The organism is Variovorax sp. 679 (genome assembly GCF_003952185.1).
In the GTDB taxonomy this organism is placed as follows: Bacteria; Pseudomonadota; Gammaproteobacteria; order Burkholderiales; family Burkholderiaceae_C; genus Variovorax.
Map to the genome: position 1 here is coordinate 143,169 of NZ_RXFS01000001.1, position 18,365 is coordinate 161,533.

An 18,365-nucleotide genomic window follows, 5' to 3' on the forward strand; every position below is an offset into this window, starting at 1 on the left:
TCGCTCCCCACCAAGGTACCCGCTTCCGGGCATATCGCCGGCCGCTACGCGTACTTACATTTTTGACTTGTAAATCGAAAACGACGGCATGCGCTGGCGCAGGAAAGAGTGCGTCCGCGCGCGGGAGCCTGCCCGTTCAGGTGACGAACGAACAACTTGAAGCCATGAACAAGATTTTTCGGACCCTCTGGAATCCAGCACGCGGCACCTGGGTCGCCGCCCCCGAAACATCGCGCGGCCACGCGCGATCGGCAAGGTCGGGTGATCTCGGGGCTCTCGCCGTCGCGGTGCTGCTGTTGGGCGCGGGGCCGGCAGTCGCGGCGGGCGGTGCCGGCGGCCAGCCCGTCGGCGACACGTCGCTGAATGCGGGCTCGGGTGGCAGCAACGGCAGCGGCGGCGCCGGCGGGTTCAACGACACGTCGGTGAATGCGAGCGGGGGCGCCGGCGGATCGTCGACCGACGCCGGCCCCACCGCTGGCGCCAACGCCAACATCGGCACCTTCGGCGGCGCCACCGCCGGCACGGGCGGCGCAGCGGGGGCCGGCACCAACCTCGTCGGCCCCGGCACGATGCAGGGCGACAGCGGCGGCGCGGGCCAGTCGCAGACCGGCGACTTCACCAACGGAAACGGCTACGGCGGCGGGGGCGGAGGCGGCTTCCAGGGCTCGACCATCGGCAGCGGCGTCTCCTCCTCTTCCACCAGCTACACGGGCGGCGCCGGCGGCGCGGGCGGCAATGGCTACTGGGCGGCCGGCGGCGGCGGAGCCGGCGGCTACGGCTCCATCCTCATCGGGCCGACGGGCAACTACTCGGCCTCCGGGATTTCCGCCGGCGGCGCTGGCGGCAAGGGCGGCGATGCTTTCTCGCAGGGCGGTGGCGGCGGCAGCGGCGGCGTCGGGTTCTTCCTGAATACAACGACGTCGGGCATCACCTTCACCAACAGCGGCGTCATCACGGGCGGGGCCGGCGGCGCGGGCGGCTCCGAGCTGCTGCCGGCGCGCAGCAACGCATCGGGCGGCGGCGGTGGCGGCGGCGGCAACGGCATCGTGCTGACGGGCAGCGCCGTGTCGGTCATCAACTCCGGCACGGTCACGGCCGGCGCAGGTGGCGCGGGCGGAGCGGCCGGCGGCGGTGCGGGAGGCACCGGCACGCCAGGGTCAGGCGGCGACGGCGGCATCGGCCTGCAGGCGACGGGCGCCGGCACGACGCTCACCAACAGCGGCTCCATCGCCGGCGGCAACGGCGGCGCGGGCGGCGCCAGCAGCAACGGGGGCGCGAGCGGCGCCAATGGGGTCGGCGGCGTCGGCGTGACGGGCGCCAATCTCGCCATCACCAACAGCGGCGGCATCTCGGGCGGACTGGGCGGCGACGGCAGCACCCGCGCCTCGGCCGTCGAGTTCACCGGCGGCAGCAACAGCCTGACGCTGAACACCGGCTCGGTGCTGACGGGCGCCGTTGCCATCGACAGCGGCGCCACCGCCAGCATCATCGCGGGCGCCAGCGGCCTGAACCCGGGCAACGCCCTGCTGCTGGGCGGCACCGGCACCTTCGACACCAACGGCCACGACATGGGCTGGTCGGGCCCCATCTCGGGCGTCGGCGGCCTGGTGAAGAGCGGCGCGGGCACGCTGACGCTGTCGGGCGCCAACGTCTACACAGGCGCCACCAACGTCGCGACGGGCACCTTGCGTGCGGGCGCGGCCAATACCCTGAGCAGCGCCAGCGCCTTCACCGTCGCGTCCGGCGCCACGCTCGACCTCGCCGGCAACAACCAGACCCTCGCGTCGATGACCAACGGCGGCACCGTCTCGCTGGTGGGCAGCGCGCCCGGCACCCCCCTCACCGTCACCGGCCCGTGGGTGGGCAACGGCGGCACGCTGCGCCTGGGCACGGCGCTCGGCAACAGCAGCAGCGCGAGCGACCGGCTGGTGCTCAGCGGCAGCACAGCCATCGCCAGCGGCACGACCAACGTGCAAGTCACCAACCTCGGCGGCTTGGGCGCACTGACCAGCGGCAACGGCATCGAGGTCATCAGCGCGATCAACGGCGCGACGACCACCGCCCAGACCACGAAGAGCGCCTTCGCGCTGGCCGGCGGCCATGTCGACGCCGGCGCCTACGAGTACCGGCTGTACGCAGCCGACGCCAGCGGCGCGGGCGAGAACTGGTATCTGCGCTCGACCGCCACCGTCGTCGTTCCCCCTGCGACAGGCGGCGGCAGCAGCGGAGGCAGCGGAGGCAGCAGCAGTAGCGGCGGCGGTGGCAGCGGTGGAGCCGTCGTGACCATCCCCACGTACCGCGCCGAAGTGCCGCTCTACGCCGCGCTGCCCGAGCAGTTCCGCCAGGCCAACCTCACGATGCTGGGCAGCCTGCGCACGCGCATGGGTGACGACGGCCGTCCGGGCACCAACGATGCTGGCCCTGCTGTCACCGACCCAGGCTACCGCCAGGCCTGGGCCCGCATCCTCAGCACCAGCCGCACCATCTCGCAGGCCGGCACCGTCAGCCCCAACAGCACGGGCCGCCTCACGGGCTTCCAGGCCGGCACCGACCTCTGGGCCGATGCCCACTGGCGTGCCGGCATCTACGTCGGCGAACTCGAAGGCGACATGAGCGTGAGCGGCTTCGCCCGCGGCATCGTGAACTACGGGGCCGGCACCAACAACCTGCGCAGCCAGTACCTCGGCGCCTACGCCACCTGGAAGAACGACAGCGGCCTGTATGTAGACGGCGTGCTGCAGGCCGGGCGCCACCGCTACACGGCATCGCCCACCCTGAGCTTCGGCAGTTCCGGCAAGGGCAGCAGCCTGCTGGCCTCCATCGAGGTGGGCCAGTCCTTCGGCATCGCCCCGGGCTGGACCATCGAGCCTCAGCTGCAGCTGGTGCACCAGCACATCAGCCTCGACGACGGCAGCATCGCCGGCGCCCTGGTGCGGCAGAACAGCCACAGTGGCTGGCTGGCCCGTGCGGGCGTGCGCGTGAAGGGCGAGATCGCCACCTCCGCCGGGCTGCTGCAGCCGTACGTGCGCTTCAACGTCTACCGCAGCGGCAGCGGCACCGACACCGCCCGCTTCATCGGCCCTGCGGGGTACTCCGACATTGCCACCCGCACAGGCGGCACGAGCACCGAGCTGGCGGCGGGCGCCACGCTGCAGCTCACGCAGGGCGCGAGCATCTACGCGGAGCTGGGCAAGCTGTGGTCATCGGGCGGCAACGTGCGCACCCGTAGCAACGGCATCGAGGGCAGCGTGGGCGTGAGGATCCGCTGGTAGGCCAGGCAGGCAGGCAGGACGGTGCGCTCAGCGCGGGCCGGCGCCGCCGTCCGCGCGCACCGCATCGACGACCGACAGCACGGCGTCGATCACCGCCTGCGGATCGTCGAACTGGATGTCGTGCCCGGCCTTGGGCAGCAGGCGATGGCTGCTTCGCGACGACCACGCCGCCATCTCCTCGTGCATCTTTTCCCAGATGTCCTGCACCTGGACGCCCTGCTGCGGCGTGATCTGCATTCCCCGCAGCTCCGCCCCGGTGTACGGCGCCATCGCCGTGAGCACCACCAGCGGGCGGCTGCCCAGGTCGCGGAAGGCGCCGGCCTCGGCGAGCGCGGCGTCGGTCGCGTCGCCCTCGGCCATCTGCGTGACCATCGACTTCGGCGCGAAGGCGCGAACCGCCTGCGCATCGTGCGCCGTCTGGTTCGGCGCCTGCGGCGGCAGCGACGGAACCGCCGCGCGCAGCAGACCCGACCACGCGAGCCACACGGCGATGCGTGAGCGCAGCGAGCGTGTTTCCGTCATGAAGGCCGCGACGCGCGCGACCTGGTCCGGATGCGAGGGATCGACAAGAACAAGCCCCGCGACCTCCGGTCCGAAGTACCTCGTGAAGGTCGTCGCGTAGAGGCCACCCAGCGACTGGCCGACCAGCACGAAAGGCCCCCGCTCGCCGGCGCGGACCAGCGCCTCGTGAAGATCCTGCGCCACCTGCTTCGCGCTGCGGGGCGCATCGGAAGCATCGCTCCACATCAGCCCCGCGCGGCTGTACGAGCAGGCGCGCGTGCGCTGCGCGACGGCCGGCTGCACCGCGGCCCAGCCCAGCGAGCCGTCGATGCCCAGCCCCGACTCGAACACGACCGTGGGCGAGCCCGAGCCCCGGCAGTCGAGCTGGATCCGTCGCCCGCCGCCGATGTCGACCATCTTCCCCGGCGCGGGAAAGTCGCGCGCCGCGCGGTAGCGGCCGAACTGCTCGTACAGCACGCCCGCGAGGACGGCCAGCGCGACGATTGCCGAGCTCCAGAGGACGATGCGCATCACCAGGGGTTTCAACGAAGGCTTCACTGCCCCGGATGGTGCCACCGACCGCGTCTTTTCACGACGCCTCGCGGCGGTTGCCTTTCACCGGCCCCGGAAGAAAGGCGTTGGTGCGTGCGATGTAGTCGCGATAAGCGGGCCGCCGCTCGCCGATGTCGGCTTCGAGCATGCGCACGCCCGAGACCTTGAGCAGCAGCACCGTCATGAGCAGCGGCGACACGATGCTCCATGCACCGCCCCACCCCGCGCCGCCCATGGCCATGAGCCAGATGCCCCACCAGGCACAGCACTCGCCGAAGTAGTTCGGGTGCCGCGTGTAGCGCCACAGGCCGCGGTCCATCACCTGGCCCTTGCTCTTCGGGTCGGCCTTGAAGCGCGCCATCTGCGCGTCGCCGATCGCCTCGAAGAAGATGCCGAACAGCGCCAGCGCCGCGCCAGGCACGTCGAGCGGGCCCAGCGGGCGCGCCGCCGCCATGCCGGCGAGAAAGGGCGCCGAAACGATCCATGCCAGCACCGCCTGCAGCGCGAACACGAGATACAGGCTCCTGAAGCCGTAGTTCGGCTGGTTGCGCGCGCGGATCGCCTGGTAGCGGCGATCTTCGCCATGGCCCCAGTTGCGCCAGGTGACGTACAGGCACAGCCGCACCGCCCACGCCGTGCCGAGCACGGCCATCCACAGCCCGCGCGTCGTCTGCACCGGCAGCAGCACGAAATACACGAGGCCCGCGCCCGCGATGAAGGCCGACCACATGCGGTCGACCAGGCTCGCGTCATGCCGCGCGAGGCTCGCCACCCACGTCAGCAGCGCCAGCGACATGGTCCATCCCAGCCCGGCAAGCGCCACCGTCGTCATGCCGCTCATGCGCGGCGCTCGAAGAGATAGTGGCTCACCCACCAGCGCTGCCCGCCGTCGAAGCCGAACAGCTCGGCCACCGACATGAAGAACAACCGCCAGCGCGTCCACCAGACCTTGGCATCGGCGCCGTAGGTGGCCTGGAACAGCGGGCGCAGCGCGTCGCGGCGCTCGTCCATGTTGCGCAGCCAGGCCTCGGCCGTGCGCTGGTAGTGAATGCCCTCCCAGCGCCAGCGGCGCAGCAGGCGAAGGTCATCCTGGCAGTGCAGCGCCAGGTCGTCGCTGGGCATCATGCCGCCGGAGAAGAAATACTTGCTCATCCAGTCGCTGGGGTCGCGCACCTCGAAGGGGTACGGCGCCTCGCGATGCGCGAACACATGCATGAAGAAGCGCCCGCCGGGCTTGAGCCAGCGCGCCACGTTGGCGAAGGCCTGCGGCCAGTTGCGCAGGTGCTCGAACATCTCGACCGACACAACGCGGTCGAAGCGCTCGCCGGTGTCGAAGACGTTGATGTCGCGCGTCAGCACCCGCACATTGCCCAGCCCCCGCCGCGCCGCCTGCGCCTCGATGTACTCGCGCTGGGAGTTCGAGTTCGACAGCGCCGTGATCCGCATGCCCGGATAGTGCTCGGCCATCCACAGCGTGAGCGAGCCCCAGCCGCAACCCAGCTCCAGCACGTCCTGCCCGTTGGCCAGCCCGGCGCGCTCGCAGGTGGCGGCCAGCGCGGCGGACTCGGCCTCTTCCAGCGTGCGGGTGCCCTCGGGCCAGTAGCAGCTGCTGTACTTGCGATGGTTGCCCAGCACCTCGGCGAAGAAGGCGGCCGGAACCTCGTAGTGCTGCTCGTTGGCCTTCTCGGGCAGCGGCGCCAGGTTGGCCGCGCCCATGCGGGAGACGAAGGACTGCGTCAGCTCGGCCACAGCCAGGGCGTTGCCGGCGTGCAGCTCGGCGAGGCGGTCTTTGAGCAGACGGCGGATGCCCTGGCGGACCACGGTGTCGGGCACCAGGCCCTTTTCTACCCAGCGGATGGCGAATGCGATGTCCTGCGGCATGTCCGTGTTTCCTCGTTTGGGGGCACGTCGAATGTGCGTGCCGTGGGTGCGTGTACGCGGCGGGATGGGTTTTGGATGAGCCTTCGCCATTTTGGACGTCCGCACCCGGTTTCGGGGGCATTCCCGGACGACGTAACTCATGCCGGTTGCATCGGAGTTGTCGGGCTTTCCCCATCGCGATGTGCTGTGGCATCCTCCGGACGGCCGCATCGGTCGGCCATTACTGGCCGCTCAACGCAACGAAGCATGCCTATGAGAATTTCCGACAGTCTTTGGCAACAGTTTCTCAAGAGCGCTGGCGCCTATAAACCCGCAAGTCGCCCTTTCAAGATTTTCATGGCCGTGCTGGCCGGGCTCCTTGCGTACGGGTTCGCCCGCCACTTCACGAAATGACCGAGCCACGATGGCCGCAATGCGATGCGATCTACGTGACGCTCGGGAGCCGTGGTCGATTTCATGGGAGTTCAAGATGACCATTCGACGTGATGGAGGCTGCCTCTGCGGTTCGGTGCGCTTCGTCGCCCTGGGCGAACCCATGCGCACCCTGCAATGCCACTGCAGGTTCTGCCAGCGGATGACGGGTTCGACCTCGTACGCTGAATCGATGTATCCGATGGACGCGGTCCGGTTCTCGGGCGAGCCGATGGCGCAGTACTCGCACCGGTCGGAAAGCAGTTCGAAGCAGGTGCACGTCCACTTCTGCCCCAGGTGCGGCTCCACGCTCTCCCTCACGTTCGAGCGCTGGCCCGAGTACCGCGCGATCTCCCGGGGCGCATTCGACGACCCGGACTCCGTATCGATCGGCTCGCACATCTGGACCAGTTCGGCGCAGACGGGCGTGGTGCTTCCCGCCGGAACGGACTGCTTCCAGTTCGCCCGCGCGGACCTGACTGGCTCGCCCCAGACCCCCGACCGTTTCGATACGCCGCAGGTGGCACGCAGCAGCAAGCCGGACTCCCTGGCAGATCAATAACCGGGCATGGCCGCTGCTCTCCTCCAATCTTCGAGGCAGCCTCACGCACGCGAATGCGGATGGATTCGCGACGAACAGCATGTCGCGGGCGTGGGCCGCATGCGCGCGCAATTGCACGAGACGGGCTATCGCGCCCACAGCCACGACACCTACACCCTCTCGCTCGTGGAAGGGGGCGTGCAGGAGTTCAGCTACCGGCGCTCCGTTCATCGTTGCGCGCCCGGGCAGGTCTCTATCCTGCATCCGGACGAAACGCACGACGGCCGGCCCGGCTCGGACGTTCCCCTCAGCTACAGATGCGTGCACCTGAGTCCTGCGGCTGTCCAGGACGCGATCGCCGCCACCGGCGCGCGCAAGGCGGCGCTGCCTTTCGTCAGGGAGCCCGTGGTCTACCACCCGGGCCTGGCGCGCGATCTGCTTTGTGCGTTCGAAGCCGAGCTGGAGCCGCTGTTCGCCGACTCGCTGATCGCCTCGCTCGCCAACCACCTTTCCGGTCTGGCCTTCGGCATCCGGCTCGAGACGGTTCAAGGGCGCCTCGATGTCGTGGCGCTCGACCGCGCAGCCGAGTTCCTTCGCAGCAATGCCGACCGGGTGGTTCATTCCCGCGAACTCGAGGCGATCACGAGCCTCACGCGCTTCGAACTCGCCACGCAGTTCAGGCGCAGATTCGGCACCTCGCCCTACCGCTACCTCCTGATGCGCAGGCTCGACCTTGTCCGCCACGCCCTTCGCGCCGGCATCGATCCCGCGCAGGCCGCATTGCAGACGGGGTTTGCGGACCAGTCGCACATGGGCCGCGTCTTTCGCGCCGCACTGGGCATGACGCCGCGCGAGTTCGCCAAGCTGTACCGCCGCTGACGCCAGCCACGATCGTTCTAGACGCGTGCGCATCGCGCCGGGAGACTCGCGGCAAGTCCCACTCTCCGATTCGCGCCATGAGCCTGGAATCCGTTCGCACCTTCCTTCAGGAACACGCCCCCGACATCCCGATCGTCGAGCTCGGGCGGGAGCACACCACGTCGGTCATCTCGCAGGAGTGGGGCGTGCTTCCCGCACAGGTCGCGAAGACGCTGCTGCTGCGCCGGGGCGACGAGTGGATCATTGCTGTGACCTGCGGCGATGCCCGGCTCGACAACCGCAAGTGCAAGGACGTTTTCGGAGGCAAGACCAGGATGGCCGGACCCGATGACGCAGAGGCGGTGACGGGGCATCCCGTCGGAGGCGTGTGCCCCCTCGGGTTGCGCACGCCGCTCGCGGTGTATTTCGACGTGCGCCTGAAGCTCTACCCGGAGGTGGTGCCAGGCGCGGGCTCCACGACCCACGCCTTTCGAATCGCTCCCTCGCGCCTGGCCGACCTGGCCGGGGCGCAATGGGTCGACATCTGCAGCTAGCTCGTCCGGCTTGGTGTGCCGGCTGCTGGCTACTTCACGAAGGCGATGAAAGTCGGCGCACTTGCCGCCGCGACATGAAGACCTTGCCATGGAGAGTCCGGACGGGCGGCGACCCTATGGAGCATGACCACGGCGCGCATTGAACTAAAGTCCAATGCTCCAGAAAAACAAACCCGGATCGCTCCATGCCCACCGTTCTGCTGATCGACGATCACGCGATGTTCCGCGAGGGCCTGGCGCTCACACTGCGTCAGGAAGACGCCAGCCTGGTGATCGAGACGGCCGGTACCGGCGCGGAAGCATTGGCCTTGCTTGCGGCCATGCCGTCGGCGCCGGAGGTCGTGATGACGGACTTCTATCTGCCGGATCTGGCGGGCGCCGCGCTCCTTGGGCCATTGCGGCGCAGCCGCGCCGGACTGCGCATCCTCGTGCTGTCGGCCTCGGAAGATCCGCAGGACATGGAAACCGCGCTCGCCGAAGGCGCACACGGCTTCGTGCACAAGTCGGCCGACAGCAGGCAACTCATGGACGCATTGCGCCGCGTGATGCAAGGGCAGCGCGGCGTCGTTCTCGCCTCTCCGGCCGGAGCTGCGGCCATGCCCGCGCTGTCGGGCCGGGTGGAGCCGCTGTCCCGCCTGTCCGCACGCCAGACCGAAGTGCTGCATCTCCTGTGCGAAGGGCTGCGCAACGCGGACATCGCGGCGCGCCTGAGCACCACCGAGCGAACCGTCAAGGCGCACATCTCGGCCATCTTCGGAGCCCTGGACGTCGACAGCCGCACCCAGGCCGTGATCGCGGCACGTCGCGCGGGGTTGATGGGCCGCCCCAGATAGGCGCCAGCCGGCCCCACCTCCACGCATGGCCAACCCCTCCTCCTACCCGTCGTCCTCGCTCGAAAGCCAGCAGATCTTCGACGTGCAGCTCGGCGTTCTGCTGCGCAGCTTTCCGTTCGCCCTGGCCGGCTCGGTCATTGCCGCCTGCGTGGTCTCCTATGCAATGCTTGCCGTCGTTCCGAGAACGCAGGTGATCGCATGGCTCGCGGTCACCCTGCTCGTCGCGACCTTCCGCCTCGCCGCCATGCTGCACTACCGCCGCGTGCGCAACCGCCCCGGCACGGGCGCGCGATGGCTGCGGCAGATGGTGACCGGCAACATCGCCTCGGGCACGCTGTGGGGCCTGCCCTTCGCCTACTGGACATTCTTCGTCCCGCTCGAGTACCAGCTCTTCTTCATCGTGGTCCTGTTCGGGCTCGGCACCGGCGCCATCTATTCGAACTACATGGTGCTGTCGGCCGTCTATGGATTCGTGATGCCGACATTCGCGCCTCCCTTCATCGCGCTGGCAGTGCAACCCTCGGCCGTCAACCTGGCGCTGGTGACGGGCGGCATCGCGTATGTGGTGGCCACCGTCGCCTTCATCCACCGGATGAACAGGACGCATCTGAACGCACTGCGGCTGAGCTACGAAAACCTCGCGCTGCTGAAGCAGGTGCGCCGCGAGAAAGAAGCCGCCGAGCGCAGCGACCTCGAGAAGTCGCGCTTTCTCGCGGCGGCGAGCCACGACCTGCGGCAACCGGTCCATGCGATGAGCCTGTTCCTCGGGCTGCTGGCGAACGAGAGGCTCTCGACGCATGGACGCTATCTGGTCGAGAACATCACCAGGGCGAGCGCGGCGATGGGCCACCTGTTCGATGCCCTGCTCAACATCTCCCGGCTGGACGCGGGAGTGATACATCCGCGTCTCGAGAACATCCAGCTCGAACGCCTGCTGGACCAGATCCGCGCGGAATACACGCCGCAGGCCCGTCAGAAAGGCCTGGCCCTGAAGGTGCGCCGCAGCGCGGCGCTCGTTCACTCGGACCCCGTGCTGCTGGACCGCATCCTGCGCAACCTCGTCAGCAATGCCATCGCCCACACGTCGAGCGGACGCGTGCTGGTGGGATGCCGCAGGCGCAACGGCGCCATCCGCGTCGAGGTCTGGGACACCGGCCCGGGGATTCCGCAGCGCGAGCACGAGCGCATCTTCTGGGAGTTCCATCAACTGCAGAACCCAGAGCGGGACCGCAGCAAGGGTCTCGGGCTCGGCCTGTCCATCGTGCGCCGCACGGTGGCGCTGCTGGGGCATTCGCTCGCGCTCCGATCGATCGAAGGACGGGGCACCGTCTTCCTGCTGGACGTCGAGGCGCATCGCGTGTCCGTCGCGCCGTCCCCTGCCGCACCTGAGGCGACCCAAGCGGAAATACGGCGACAGGCCCTCGATGCCGAACCTGCCAAGGGGCAGCTGATACTGGTGATCGACGACGACGCGCAGAACCGCGAGGGCCTGCAACTGCTGCTGGAGAGTTGGGGCCATCGCGTCGTGGCCGCCGCGGGCGGGGGCCAGATGGTCGAACGGATCGCCGATGTGCCCGGCAAGCCGCAGCTCATCGTGAGCGACTACCGCCTGCGCGAACACGAGACCGGCATCCAGGCCATCGACCGCCTGCACGAGGAATACAACGACGAGACCATCCCGGCGCTGCTCGTCAGCGGCGACACCGACCCGGCGCGGCTGATCGAAGCCGCGGCCCGCTCGATTCCGGTGCTGCACAAGCCTGTGGAGGTGGATACGCTGAAGAGCTGGGTCGAGAAACTGCTTGCCGCGAGGCAGGAGCCATGAAGGCGACGGCCATCTTGGAGCGCTGAGCCAATGCCGATACGATGCCGGCTCGCGACTGCGGATGCTCATTGCAAAAGCAGCCTGGCGATCCGGCATCCTCAGCCCCTCCAACCCCAGGCACGGAGACCTGTATGAGAAAGCTCAAGATCATGGAGCACACGTCGCTCGACGGCGTGATCCAGACCTCCGGTGAAGACGGTTTTCCCCACGCAGACTGGACCATGCCCTACCGGACTCCCGAAGGTCGTGACGCAGTCTTTGCCGCGCACGGCGGGCACATCGATCTGCTGCTGGGCCGTCGCACCTACGACATGTGGTCGGGCTTCTGGCCCAAGGCGCCGGGCAGCCCGATGGCGGACGCCTTGAACGCGGCCACCAAGTATGTCGTGACCCACCGTCCGCAAAGCCTCGAGTGGGGCCCGTTCGAAGGTGTCGGGCCGGACGTGGTCGAGTCCATTCGGCGCATCAAGTCGCAGGCCGGTCCGGACCTGGTCCTGTGGGGCAGCTCCACCCTGACGTCGACGCTGTTCGAACACGGGCTTGCGGATGAAGTCATGCTGATCGTCTATCCGGTGCTGCTGGGCACCGGGAAGCGCCTCTTCGCGGAGGGAACGCCGCCGCGCTCCCTCGAGCTCGTGAGCACCAGGACAATGCCGTCCGGCATCACCCTCAATGCGTACAAGTTTGCCGGGGCCTTGAAGACCGGATAGCCGGACTCCCTTGGAACGGGAGTGCAGAGGACTGCATCAGACACGATGCAAATTGCGAAAGGAGCGGGCATGCGGATTTGCAGCGTCGCTGCAGCCGACCTCGATGCCATTCATGAGCTGCTCCCGACCAACGGACGGAGTCATCGCGTCGGGACCACACGCGGCCTCGGGCAACCGGTTTCCGCCTCTCGGGGAGCAGCGATGGAGCGCACGCAGCAGTAAGCGCGAACGGAAGGCAGAATGTGGCGGAGGATCAGACGTTCATGGCCCGTGAGCCAGGAACTCAAGAACAAGGCCTCTTGGCCACTGCCGCGAGACAACCCACTCATGCAATCGACCGGAACCCTGCGCGGCATCGCCGCGATGCTGTTGGCCTGCGCCTTCTTCGCCTGCATGGACGCGGTGCTCAAGACCCTTGCCGGGCATTACCCGCCGGTGCAGGTGATGGCACTGCGCGGCCTCACCGCCCTGCCCCTGGTGTGCCTGTACATCGGCTGGCGGCGCGAGACAGCCGGCGTCTTCAACCGCCGCCTGCGTTGGCGACTGCACCTGCTGCGCACCGCGCTGAACATGACGATGCTCGTGCTCTTCGTCCATGGCCTGAAGACCCTGGGCCTGGCCGAGGCCTACACGCTCACTTTCATCGCTCCGCTGCTGATGGTGCTCATCGCCGTGCCGCTGCTGGGCGAGTCGGTCCAGCCGCGGCACTGGATCGCCATCGGGCTCGGCTTCATCGGCGTCGTGATCGCACTGAGGCCAGAGCAAGGCGCATTCCTCTCGACGGGTGCGCTGGCGATCCTGGTGGCCGCGGCCTGCTATGCGCTGTCGAACATGCTGGGCCGGCTCATCAGCCGCACAGAGTCGAGCGCTTCGCTGGTCTTCTGGACCACGGTCGGCATGGCTGTGGGCGGCAGCCTGGCATCGGCGCCGCAATGGGTGCCCGTCCAGTCCCAGCACGCGTGGCTGCTCGCGGGCTTGGCCGCCAGCGGCTTCCTGGGCCAGCTGGCCATCGCCGAGGCCTTCCGCCACGGCCAGGCCGCTGCCATCGCCCCCTTCGAATACAGTGCCCTCGCCTGGGCGCTCGTGTTCGACTGGGTGTTCTGGCAGGCTGCGCCCGATGCATGGACACTGGGTGGCGGGGCGTTGATCGTGGCGAGCGGGCTGTGGCTCGCGCGGAGCGAGGCGCCGAAGGCTGCGCGGGACAAGCGGCAGGCTGCCTGAGTTGCGGCAAGACGCGCGTGTGAGGACGCATGCTCTTCCGACACCACCCGAAAGGTGAACATCGATGAGGTTCTTTCCCAGCAGGACGATCGATGGATTCCTCCACATCGTCGATGGAGCCCAGGGGCTTTTCTTCGTTTCCGGGGCCGCATTGGCAGCGGCCGTTGGTCAACTGATGCTCGGCGGCATTCCTGCAGCGCTGGCGTTGGGAATGTTCTTGAGATTCAAGCGTGGTCGAGTTCGCAAATGAAGCTCCTCGCGATAGCTGCCATTGACGGATACCAGCGATTCATTTCGCCGTACAAAGGCTTTGGCTGCGCGCATCGGGTGCAGACGGGCAGAGCTTCGTGTTCGCAGTTCGCAAAGAGAGCCATCGCCCGCCTCGGAATGGTGACCGGGCTCCTGCTCACCATGCGACGCTTCGAAGCGTGTGCCGAATCGGCTCGAATACTCTCAAGCACGCAAGCCCAGCCCGCCGCAACGCCGCCGGAAGCTCCCACCGAGGCTTGCCCTGTCTGGTCTCGCTGGGGTGCGAAGAAGCTTTCGGTGTGCTGTGCGTGCTGCGCCTACTGGCCCAGCTAGGGCAACGCCCAGCCAAAGCTTCCCCTTCCGGACAAGCACGTAACCATGACATCCGAAGACATATTCCAGGCAGTCGAGAAATGGAGCGGCTGCGCCATCTCACTTCCCTTGCGGGCAACGCTGTCCAGAATCAACGACGCCCCCGTCGGCGATCTCGCGTATTTCTACGCCCTCGCCGATCTTCTCGAACGCAACCAGACCTACGAAACCCGGGAGTACTGTCCCGGCTGGTTGACGATCGGCGATGACGGCGGAGGCAGTGCCATCGTGGTGACTCCGGACAAGTGGCCGACAGCTGTGTACCTGGTGGGCCACGGCAGCATGTCCCGCGCCGACTTCGTCGAAGTGGCCGAAGACCTCGATGAGTGGGTGCGTTCGGGCTGCAAGCTGTAGACCGATGGGCATTCCGGATCTCCGGCTCGCACGGGTACTGCGAGCCGAAGACTCCTCAGCCCCGCTCAGGGTGCCAGCGTGAGCTTGAAGATCTTGTTGCCGTTGGATGCGCCCACGTAGACGGTCCCGTCGCCGGCCACCGCCACGCCGATCGGAAAATTGAACGTCAGCGCCGCGCCGGTGCTGTCCCTCAACGTGTTGATCTCGCCCGCAGGCGTGACCACGCGCGCCACGCCGTCCCAGGCATGGGTCAGGAACACGTTGTCATGCGCATCCACCGTCACGCCGTAGGAGTAGCCGAGCTTGGCCGGCGTGGCGGCCGTTCCGTCGATCACGCCGCCGTTGGCGCAATCGCCCAGCAGCGTGCTCACTGTGGCGCTGGCCACGTCGATCTTGCGCAGGCACAAGCTGTCGGTGTCCGTGTCGTACAGCGTGCGGCCATCGCGGCTGATCGCCAGGCCCTGCGGGCGGGCAAACTGGGCGGCCGTGCCGACCCCGTCCAGGTTGGCCTGCGTGCCGTCGCCCGCGAGCGTGCTCGTGGTGCCATCGGCCGCGACCTTGCGCACGCGCTTGTTTCCCAGGTCTGCCACGAACAGATTGCCTGCGCCGTCGAGCGCAATGCTGGCAGGGTTGCTGAACATCGGAACGGCCGGGCTGTCGGCGTACCCGCTGGTGCCGCCGCCCACCCAGGTGCTGTAGGTCGTGGCGTTGGCGGCGATCTTGTTGATGCGATGCTGGTCGCTCACGTACAGGGTGCCGTCAGCTGCCAGTGCCAGGCCATACGGCGTGTTCATGGTCGTCCCCGGCGTTACTTCCACGCCGCTGCCGCTGGCCGTGTCGATCCTGTAGACCGAGCCATTGCCGCCCATTGCCACGTAGAGGTTCGCCCCGCTGGCATCCAGAACGAGTTGATAGGGACTGCCGTAGGTCACCCCCGTGGTCGCCAGCACATTCGCGACCCAGGGCTTGACCGTCAGCGTGGCAGCACGGCTGGTCACGCCGCTGTCGGAGCCCGTCACTCGCACGCGCAGCTGCTGCCCGCTGTCGGCCAGCTGACTGGCGCCTGTGGTGAAGCTGTCACCGGTGGCGCCGGAGACATCGGTCCAGTTGGCGCCGCCATCGACGCTGCGCTGCCACTGGTAGGTCTTGGCGCGCGCGGCCTGCACCTTCAACGTGGCGGCCATGCCCTGGCCAATGGTGGTATCCGATGGCTGCGTCGTGATGGAGGGCGTGGTGTCTTCCGGCGCGGGCGCTGGTGCCGGCGTTCCCTGCGAAGCAGGCGCGGGCGCTGGTGCGGGAGCGACAGCGAAGCCGGGGAAGCCCCCGCCTCCGCCTCCACCGCCGCCACAGGCCGCCAGCACGAGGTTCATCATCAGCAGCGCTGCGGGTGTGCGCAATGCACGGGAAACGGTACGACGGGTATTCATGATGGGCCTTCCTTGTTTCAAGTGGAGTGAACGGGAAGGCTCCACGGTAGGGTCGGCTACATCTGCAATCCAGTGTCGAAGGTCATCGCAAAGCGCAGAAAAAAAGATGCTCAGGCGCGCATGCGAGCGTGCGTCGCATCGTGTCTTCCCAGCAATGCGAGGGCCTGCAGAAGCCTGTCGGCAGCCACCGGCTTGAGCAGCACCTGCAAGCCGGAGTCGAGCATCTGCTGCTGTCGCTGCGGCGCGGTCTCCCCGGTGATCAGCAGCACCTGCAGGCCGGGGCCGAAGCGTGCGCGCAGTCGCTGCGCCACGGCCAGCCCGTCGGCACCGTCGGCCAGCCGCACGTCGCACAGCAGCACTTCGACGGGGACACTTTCGAGCGCGGCTTGCACCAGCACGGCGTCGGCCTCGGCCTCGCTGGCCACTGCGTCGATGGTCACGCCATGGGCCTGCAGCAGCCCGGTGACGGCCTGGCGGATCGCGGCTTCATCATCGATGACCAGCACGCGCCGCGGCAACGGCAAGGCAGCGCCCGGGCGTGCAATGAGAGGCGCGACACCCGAAGCCGTCACCGCCGGAAGCACCAGGCGAAAGCGACTGCCGCGATACAGGCGCGAACGCACCTGCAGCGGATGCGCCAGCAGGCGTGAGAGCCGCTGCACGATGGACAGGCCGATGCCCAGTCCCTTCGCCCGATCGCGCCCAGGATTACCGATCTGATAGAACTCGTCGAAGATGCGGCTCAGGTGCTCGTCCGCGATGCCGATGCCGGTATCGCACACGTCGATCCAGACCTGCGGCCCGCGTGCACGAGCGGCCACCACCACACCGCCACGAGGCGTGTACTTGAGTGCGTTGTCCACGAGATTGGACAGCAGCCGCCGCAACAGCTGCGGGTCGCTCAGCACCCAGCAAGGCGTGGCAAGCAGCCGCAGTTGCAGATCGCGATCGGCCGCCGGCGCTGCGAACACATTGTTGAGCGAGAGGAACAGCGGATTGAGTTCCACCGGCCGGATCTGCGGCGCCACCTCGCCGGCATCCAGCCGCGAGATGTCCAGCAGGGTATCCAGCGAATCGCCGAGCGTTCCGACGGCATCCATCAACCGTGCCGCGTGATCCCAGTCTTCGCTGCCCTTGAGCTTCTTCTCGATGACTGCGCCGAACAACGCAATGGCATGCAGGGGCTGGCGCAGGTCGTGGCTTGCGGCTGCGAGAAAGCGCGTCTTCTCGTCGCTGGCGCGCTGGGTGGCGGCAATCTGGTGGCTGAGCTGCTCGGCCAGTGCTTCCTTCTCGAAACGCATGGTCAGTGCGGCGGTCAGCAGCCGGTGATGCTGCAGCGCGAACATGATCATCACGCACATGTACAGCAGGCAGCCGCTGGCCAGGAACAGGTGCGTGCTGTCGCCGCGCCAGGCCAGCGCCAATGTCAGGCTCGCCATGCTGGGCACGATGAAGCGTGGAATGTTGCGCTTGAGAACGGCCAGCGACAGCGCACCGCCGGCGCAACCGCCCATCATCATCACGATGACCATGACCCAAAGACCCAGGTGCCGCCCCGCGGGAACGCACAGCCAGGGCGCAAGGCCCCAGACGCACGAGCGCAGCAGCACGTTGCGCGCATTGAAGCGCGCCCAGTACTCGGGATGGGCCGCCGCATCGGGGCTGCGCTGATAGCGCCGATAGGCGCGTCGCAATGTCAGTGCCAGGTGCAGCGCCATCCACAGCAGCACCTGCCAGCGCCACGTGGCCAGGAAAAGGCCGATGCCCAGCGACTGCGCAGTGAGGAAGTCCGCAAGATAGGCTGCCGGCGCGTTGGCATGGACCGTGGCCACCTGCTCGCGCAGCACCCGCTGGGCCAGCTCGGGCGGATGCAGGTCGTTCATCGCAGGCATCGCCACGTCGAAGGCCGCATGGCGCGGAGGGGTCACTTCAGGCTGCTGATGAGCTGGGCTCGCGAGCGCATGCCGAACAGCAACAACAGCGTGGACACATGGTTCTTGATCGTGCCCTCGGTCAGGTGCGACAGCTGCGCGATCTCCTTGTTCGACTTGCCGGCCAGCAGCCAGTCGAGGATCTCGACCTGGCGCGCATTGAGCCGCGGCTGCAACTCATCGGTCGCCGTTGCCGGCATGGCGCGGACAGCGACCGGAACCGGGGACGGCGACGATGCCGGCAGAGCGACCAGATCGTTGTCCCTCACGTAGCGCAGCACCTCGCCCAGGTGCCCGGTCTTGGGCAGGAAAGCCTGCGCCCCGAGCGCCATCACCCCATGCATCAACGCATGGCTGTCCTTGCCCGAGAGCACGACCACACGCGATGCGGGAAAGGCGCGCTTGAAGCGCACCAGGGTATCCAGCCCCTGGGAGTCGGGCAGGTCGAGATCGAGCAGCACCAGGAGATGCGACGTGAGGTGAAACTCGTACAAGCGCAATGCATCGGCCAGAGAGCGGGCCTCGTGCACCGGCACGCTGCCGGTTTCCGCCAGCAGCAGCGCCCGCAGGCCCAGACGCACCAGCTCGTGGTCGTCGACCACCAGGATGCCCCGCGCCGGTATGGCAACGCTGGCCTCGCTACGCAGCGGAGCGAGATGCGACGGCAACGATGTGGCAGTGGCCATGGTCCGGGCATCTTAGATGCGGAGGGTCGCGAACCTGAAATGACCAAAGTCATGCGATCCGCGGTTCTGCTGCGGGCAACCGCTGCCATGACGACGCACAGGCCCTGCTCGACCCGATGGACGACCGAGGCGATCTCGCATTGCCCGCTACCGGTCCGGCGCCCTCTCCACGAGGGAGAGAAGGCTC

Annotated in this window: 16 protein-coding genes; 10 read left to right on the top strand and 6 right to left on the bottom strand. The window is 68.1% G+C overall.

From position 1 onward, the window contains the following. The first annotated feature begins 164 nt into the window (after nucleotides 1-164). Nucleotides 165-3,272 carry an autotransporter outer membrane beta-barrel domain-containing protein gene (locus EJO71_RS00735; protein WP_125947264.1) on the top strand — a complete coding sequence of 1,036 codons (3,108 nt, stop codon included), beginning with the start codon at nucleotides 165-167 and terminating at the stop codon, nucleotides 3,270-3,272. Between the two features lie 27 nt (nucleotides 3,273-3,299). Here EJO71_RS00735 and EJO71_RS00740 read toward each other — a convergent pair whose 3' ends face one another. Genes EJO71_RS00740 through EJO71_RS00750 form a run of 3 tightly spaced genes read right to left on the bottom strand, consistent with a single transcriptional unit; the run spans nucleotide 3,300 to nucleotide 6,206 of the window. Beyond that, a complete protein-coding gene (locus EJO71_RS00740) occupies nucleotides 3,300-4,304 on the bottom strand; it encodes an alpha/beta hydrolase (RefSeq protein WP_125947263.1) in 1,005 nt (334 codons plus the stop codon). A gap of 58 nt (nucleotides 4,305-4,362) precedes the next feature. Beyond that, on the bottom strand, nucleotides 4,363-5,166 hold the full coding sequence (locus EJO71_RS00745; RefSeq protein WP_125947262.1) for a DUF1295 domain-containing protein: 804 nt from the start codon (nucleotides 5,164-5,166) through the stop codon (nucleotides 4,363-4,365). Further along, nucleotides 5,163-6,206: a cyclopropane-fatty-acyl-phospholipid synthase family protein gene (locus EJO71_RS00750; RefSeq protein WP_125947261.1), complete on the bottom strand. Its 1,044-nt coding sequence runs from the start codon at nucleotides 6,204-6,206 to the stop codon at nucleotides 5,163-5,165. Before EJO71_RS00750 ends, EJO71_RS00745 begins: the two co-directional genes overlap by 4 nt. Before the next feature lie 469 nt (nucleotides 6,207-6,675). On the opposite strand from EJO71_RS00750, the gene EJO71_RS00755 reads away from it, so the two are divergent. The 9 genes from EJO71_RS00755 (at nucleotide 6,676) to EJO71_RS00800 (ending at nucleotide 14,134) form a co-directional block, all read left to right on the top strand. Continuing rightward, nucleotides 6,676-7,179, top strand: coding sequence for a GFA family protein (locus tag EJO71_RS00755; RefSeq protein ID WP_125947260.1), 504 nt, complete (start codon nucleotides 6,676-6,678; stop codon nucleotides 7,177-7,179). 99 nt (nucleotides 7,180-7,278) lie between these two features. Continuing rightward, entirely contained in the window at nucleotides 7,279-8,037 is a 759-nt protein-coding gene (locus EJO71_RS00760; protein ID WP_164546734.1) for an AraC family transcriptional regulator, read from the top strand. Between the two features lie 77 nt (nucleotides 8,038-8,114). Further along, nucleotides 8,115-8,570, top strand: coding sequence for a YbaK/EbsC family protein (locus EJO71_RS00765; RefSeq protein WP_125947258.1), 456 nt, complete (start codon nucleotides 8,115-8,117; stop codon nucleotides 8,568-8,570). 185 nt (nucleotides 8,571-8,755) lie between these two features. Beyond that, nucleotides 8,756-9,403 (top strand): response regulator transcription factor, encoded by a 648-nt coding sequence (locus EJO71_RS00770; protein ID WP_125947257.1) that lies wholly within the window; start codon nucleotides 8,756-8,758, stop codon nucleotides 9,401-9,403. A gap of 25 nt (nucleotides 9,404-9,428) precedes the next feature. Further along, nucleotides 9,429-11,228 carry a hybrid sensor histidine kinase/response regulator gene (locus tag EJO71_RS00775; RefSeq protein ID WP_125947256.1) on the top strand — a complete coding sequence of 600 codons (1,800 nt, stop codon included), beginning with the start codon at nucleotides 9,429-9,431 and terminating at the stop codon, nucleotides 11,226-11,228. 131 nt (nucleotides 11,229-11,359) lie between these two features. Further along, a complete protein-coding gene (locus EJO71_RS00780) occupies nucleotides 11,360-11,938 on the top strand; it encodes a dihydrofolate reductase family protein (protein ID WP_125947255.1) in 579 nt (192 codons plus the stop codon). 327 nt (nucleotides 11,939-12,265) lie between these two features. Next, entirely contained in the window at nucleotides 12,266-13,159 is an 894-nt protein-coding gene (locus tag EJO71_RS00785; RefSeq protein ID WP_125947254.1) for a DMT family transporter, read from the top strand. Between the two features lie 64 nt (nucleotides 13,160-13,223). Next, nucleotides 13,224-13,409 (top strand): hypothetical protein, encoded by a 186-nt coding sequence (locus tag EJO71_RS00790; RefSeq protein ID WP_125947253.1) that lies wholly within the window; start codon nucleotides 13,224-13,226, stop codon nucleotides 13,407-13,409. 377 nt (nucleotides 13,410-13,786) lie between these two features. Next, on the top strand, nucleotides 13,787-14,134 hold the full coding sequence (locus EJO71_RS00800; RefSeq protein ID WP_125947251.1) for an SMI1/KNR4 family protein: 348 nt from the start codon (nucleotides 13,787-13,789) through the stop codon (nucleotides 14,132-14,134). Nucleotides 14,135-14,199: 65 nt separating this feature from the next. Here EJO71_RS00800 and EJO71_RS00805 read toward each other — a convergent pair whose 3' ends face one another. From EJO71_RS00805 to EJO71_RS00815, 3 genes are all read right to left on the bottom strand, one after another. After that, nucleotides 14,200-15,561 (bottom strand): hypothetical protein, encoded by a 1,362-nt coding sequence (locus tag EJO71_RS00805; RefSeq protein WP_125947250.1) that lies wholly within the window; start codon nucleotides 15,559-15,561, stop codon nucleotides 14,200-14,202. A gap of 110 nt (nucleotides 15,562-15,671) precedes the next feature. Then, the gene (locus EJO71_RS00810; protein WP_240651266.1) at nucleotides 15,672-17,489 is read right to left on the bottom strand and encodes a hybrid sensor histidine kinase/response regulator; all 1,818 of its coding nucleotides are present in this window, start codon (nucleotides 17,487-17,489) and stop codon (nucleotides 15,672-15,674) included. Further along, nucleotides 17,486-18,178: a response regulator transcription factor gene (locus EJO71_RS00815; protein ID WP_125947249.1), complete on the bottom strand. Its 693-nt coding sequence runs from the start codon at nucleotides 18,176-18,178 to the stop codon at nucleotides 17,486-17,488. The genes EJO71_RS00810 and EJO71_RS00815 overlap by 4 nt, the downstream gene beginning before the upstream one ends. Nucleotides 18,179-18,365 lie beyond the last annotated feature (187 nt).

Excerpts from the sequence above, each read along its gene's own strand:
- EJO71_RS00735 (WP_125947264.1), top strand. The coding sequence starts at position 165 with ATGAACAAGATTTTTCGGACCCTCTGGAATCCAGCACGCGGCACCTGG.
- EJO71_RS00740 (WP_125947263.1), bottom strand. The coding sequence starts at position 4,304 with ATGCGCATCGTCCTCTGGAGCTCGGCAATCGTCGCGCTGGCCGTCCTC.
- EJO71_RS00745 (WP_125947262.1), bottom strand. The coding sequence starts at position 5,166 with ATGAGCGGCATGACGACGGTGGCGCTTGCCGGGCTGGGATGGACCATG.
- EJO71_RS00750 (WP_125947261.1), bottom strand. The coding sequence starts at position 6,206 with ATGCCGCAGGACATCGCATTCGCCATCCGCTGGGTAGAAAAGGGCCTG.
- EJO71_RS00755 (WP_125947260.1), top strand. The coding sequence starts at position 6,676 with ATGACCATTCGACGTGATGGAGGCTGCCTCTGCGGTTCGGTGCGCTTC.
- EJO71_RS00760 (WP_164546734.1), top strand. The coding sequence starts at position 7,279 with ATGCGCGCGCAATTGCACGAGACGGGCTATCGCGCCCACAGCCACGAC.
- EJO71_RS00765 (WP_125947258.1), top strand. The coding sequence starts at position 8,115 with ATGAGCCTGGAATCCGTTCGCACCTTCCTTCAGGAACACGCCCCCGAC.
- EJO71_RS00770 (WP_125947257.1), top strand. The coding sequence starts at position 8,756 with ATGCCCACCGTTCTGCTGATCGACGATCACGCGATGTTCCGCGAGGGC.
- EJO71_RS00775 (WP_125947256.1), top strand. The coding sequence starts at position 9,429 with ATGGCCAACCCCTCCTCCTACCCGTCGTCCTCGCTCGAAAGCCAGCAG.
- EJO71_RS00780 (WP_125947255.1), top strand. The coding sequence starts at position 11,360 with ATGAGAAAGCTCAAGATCATGGAGCACACGTCGCTCGACGGCGTGATC.
- EJO71_RS00785 (WP_125947254.1), top strand. The coding sequence starts at position 12,266 with ATGCAATCGACCGGAACCCTGCGCGGCATCGCCGCGATGCTGTTGGCC.
- EJO71_RS00790 (WP_125947253.1), top strand. The coding sequence starts at position 13,224 with ATGAGGTTCTTTCCCAGCAGGACGATCGATGGATTCCTCCACATCGTC.
- EJO71_RS00800 (WP_125947251.1), top strand. The coding sequence starts at position 13,787 with ATGACATCCGAAGACATATTCCAGGCAGTCGAGAAATGGAGCGGCTGC.
- EJO71_RS00805 (WP_125947250.1), bottom strand. The coding sequence starts at position 15,561 with ATGAATACCCGTCGTACCGTTTCCCGTGCATTGCGCACACCCGCAGCG.
- EJO71_RS00815 (WP_125947249.1), bottom strand. The coding sequence starts at position 18,178 with ATGGCCACTGCCACATCGTTGCCGTCGCATCTCGCTCCGCTGCGTAGC.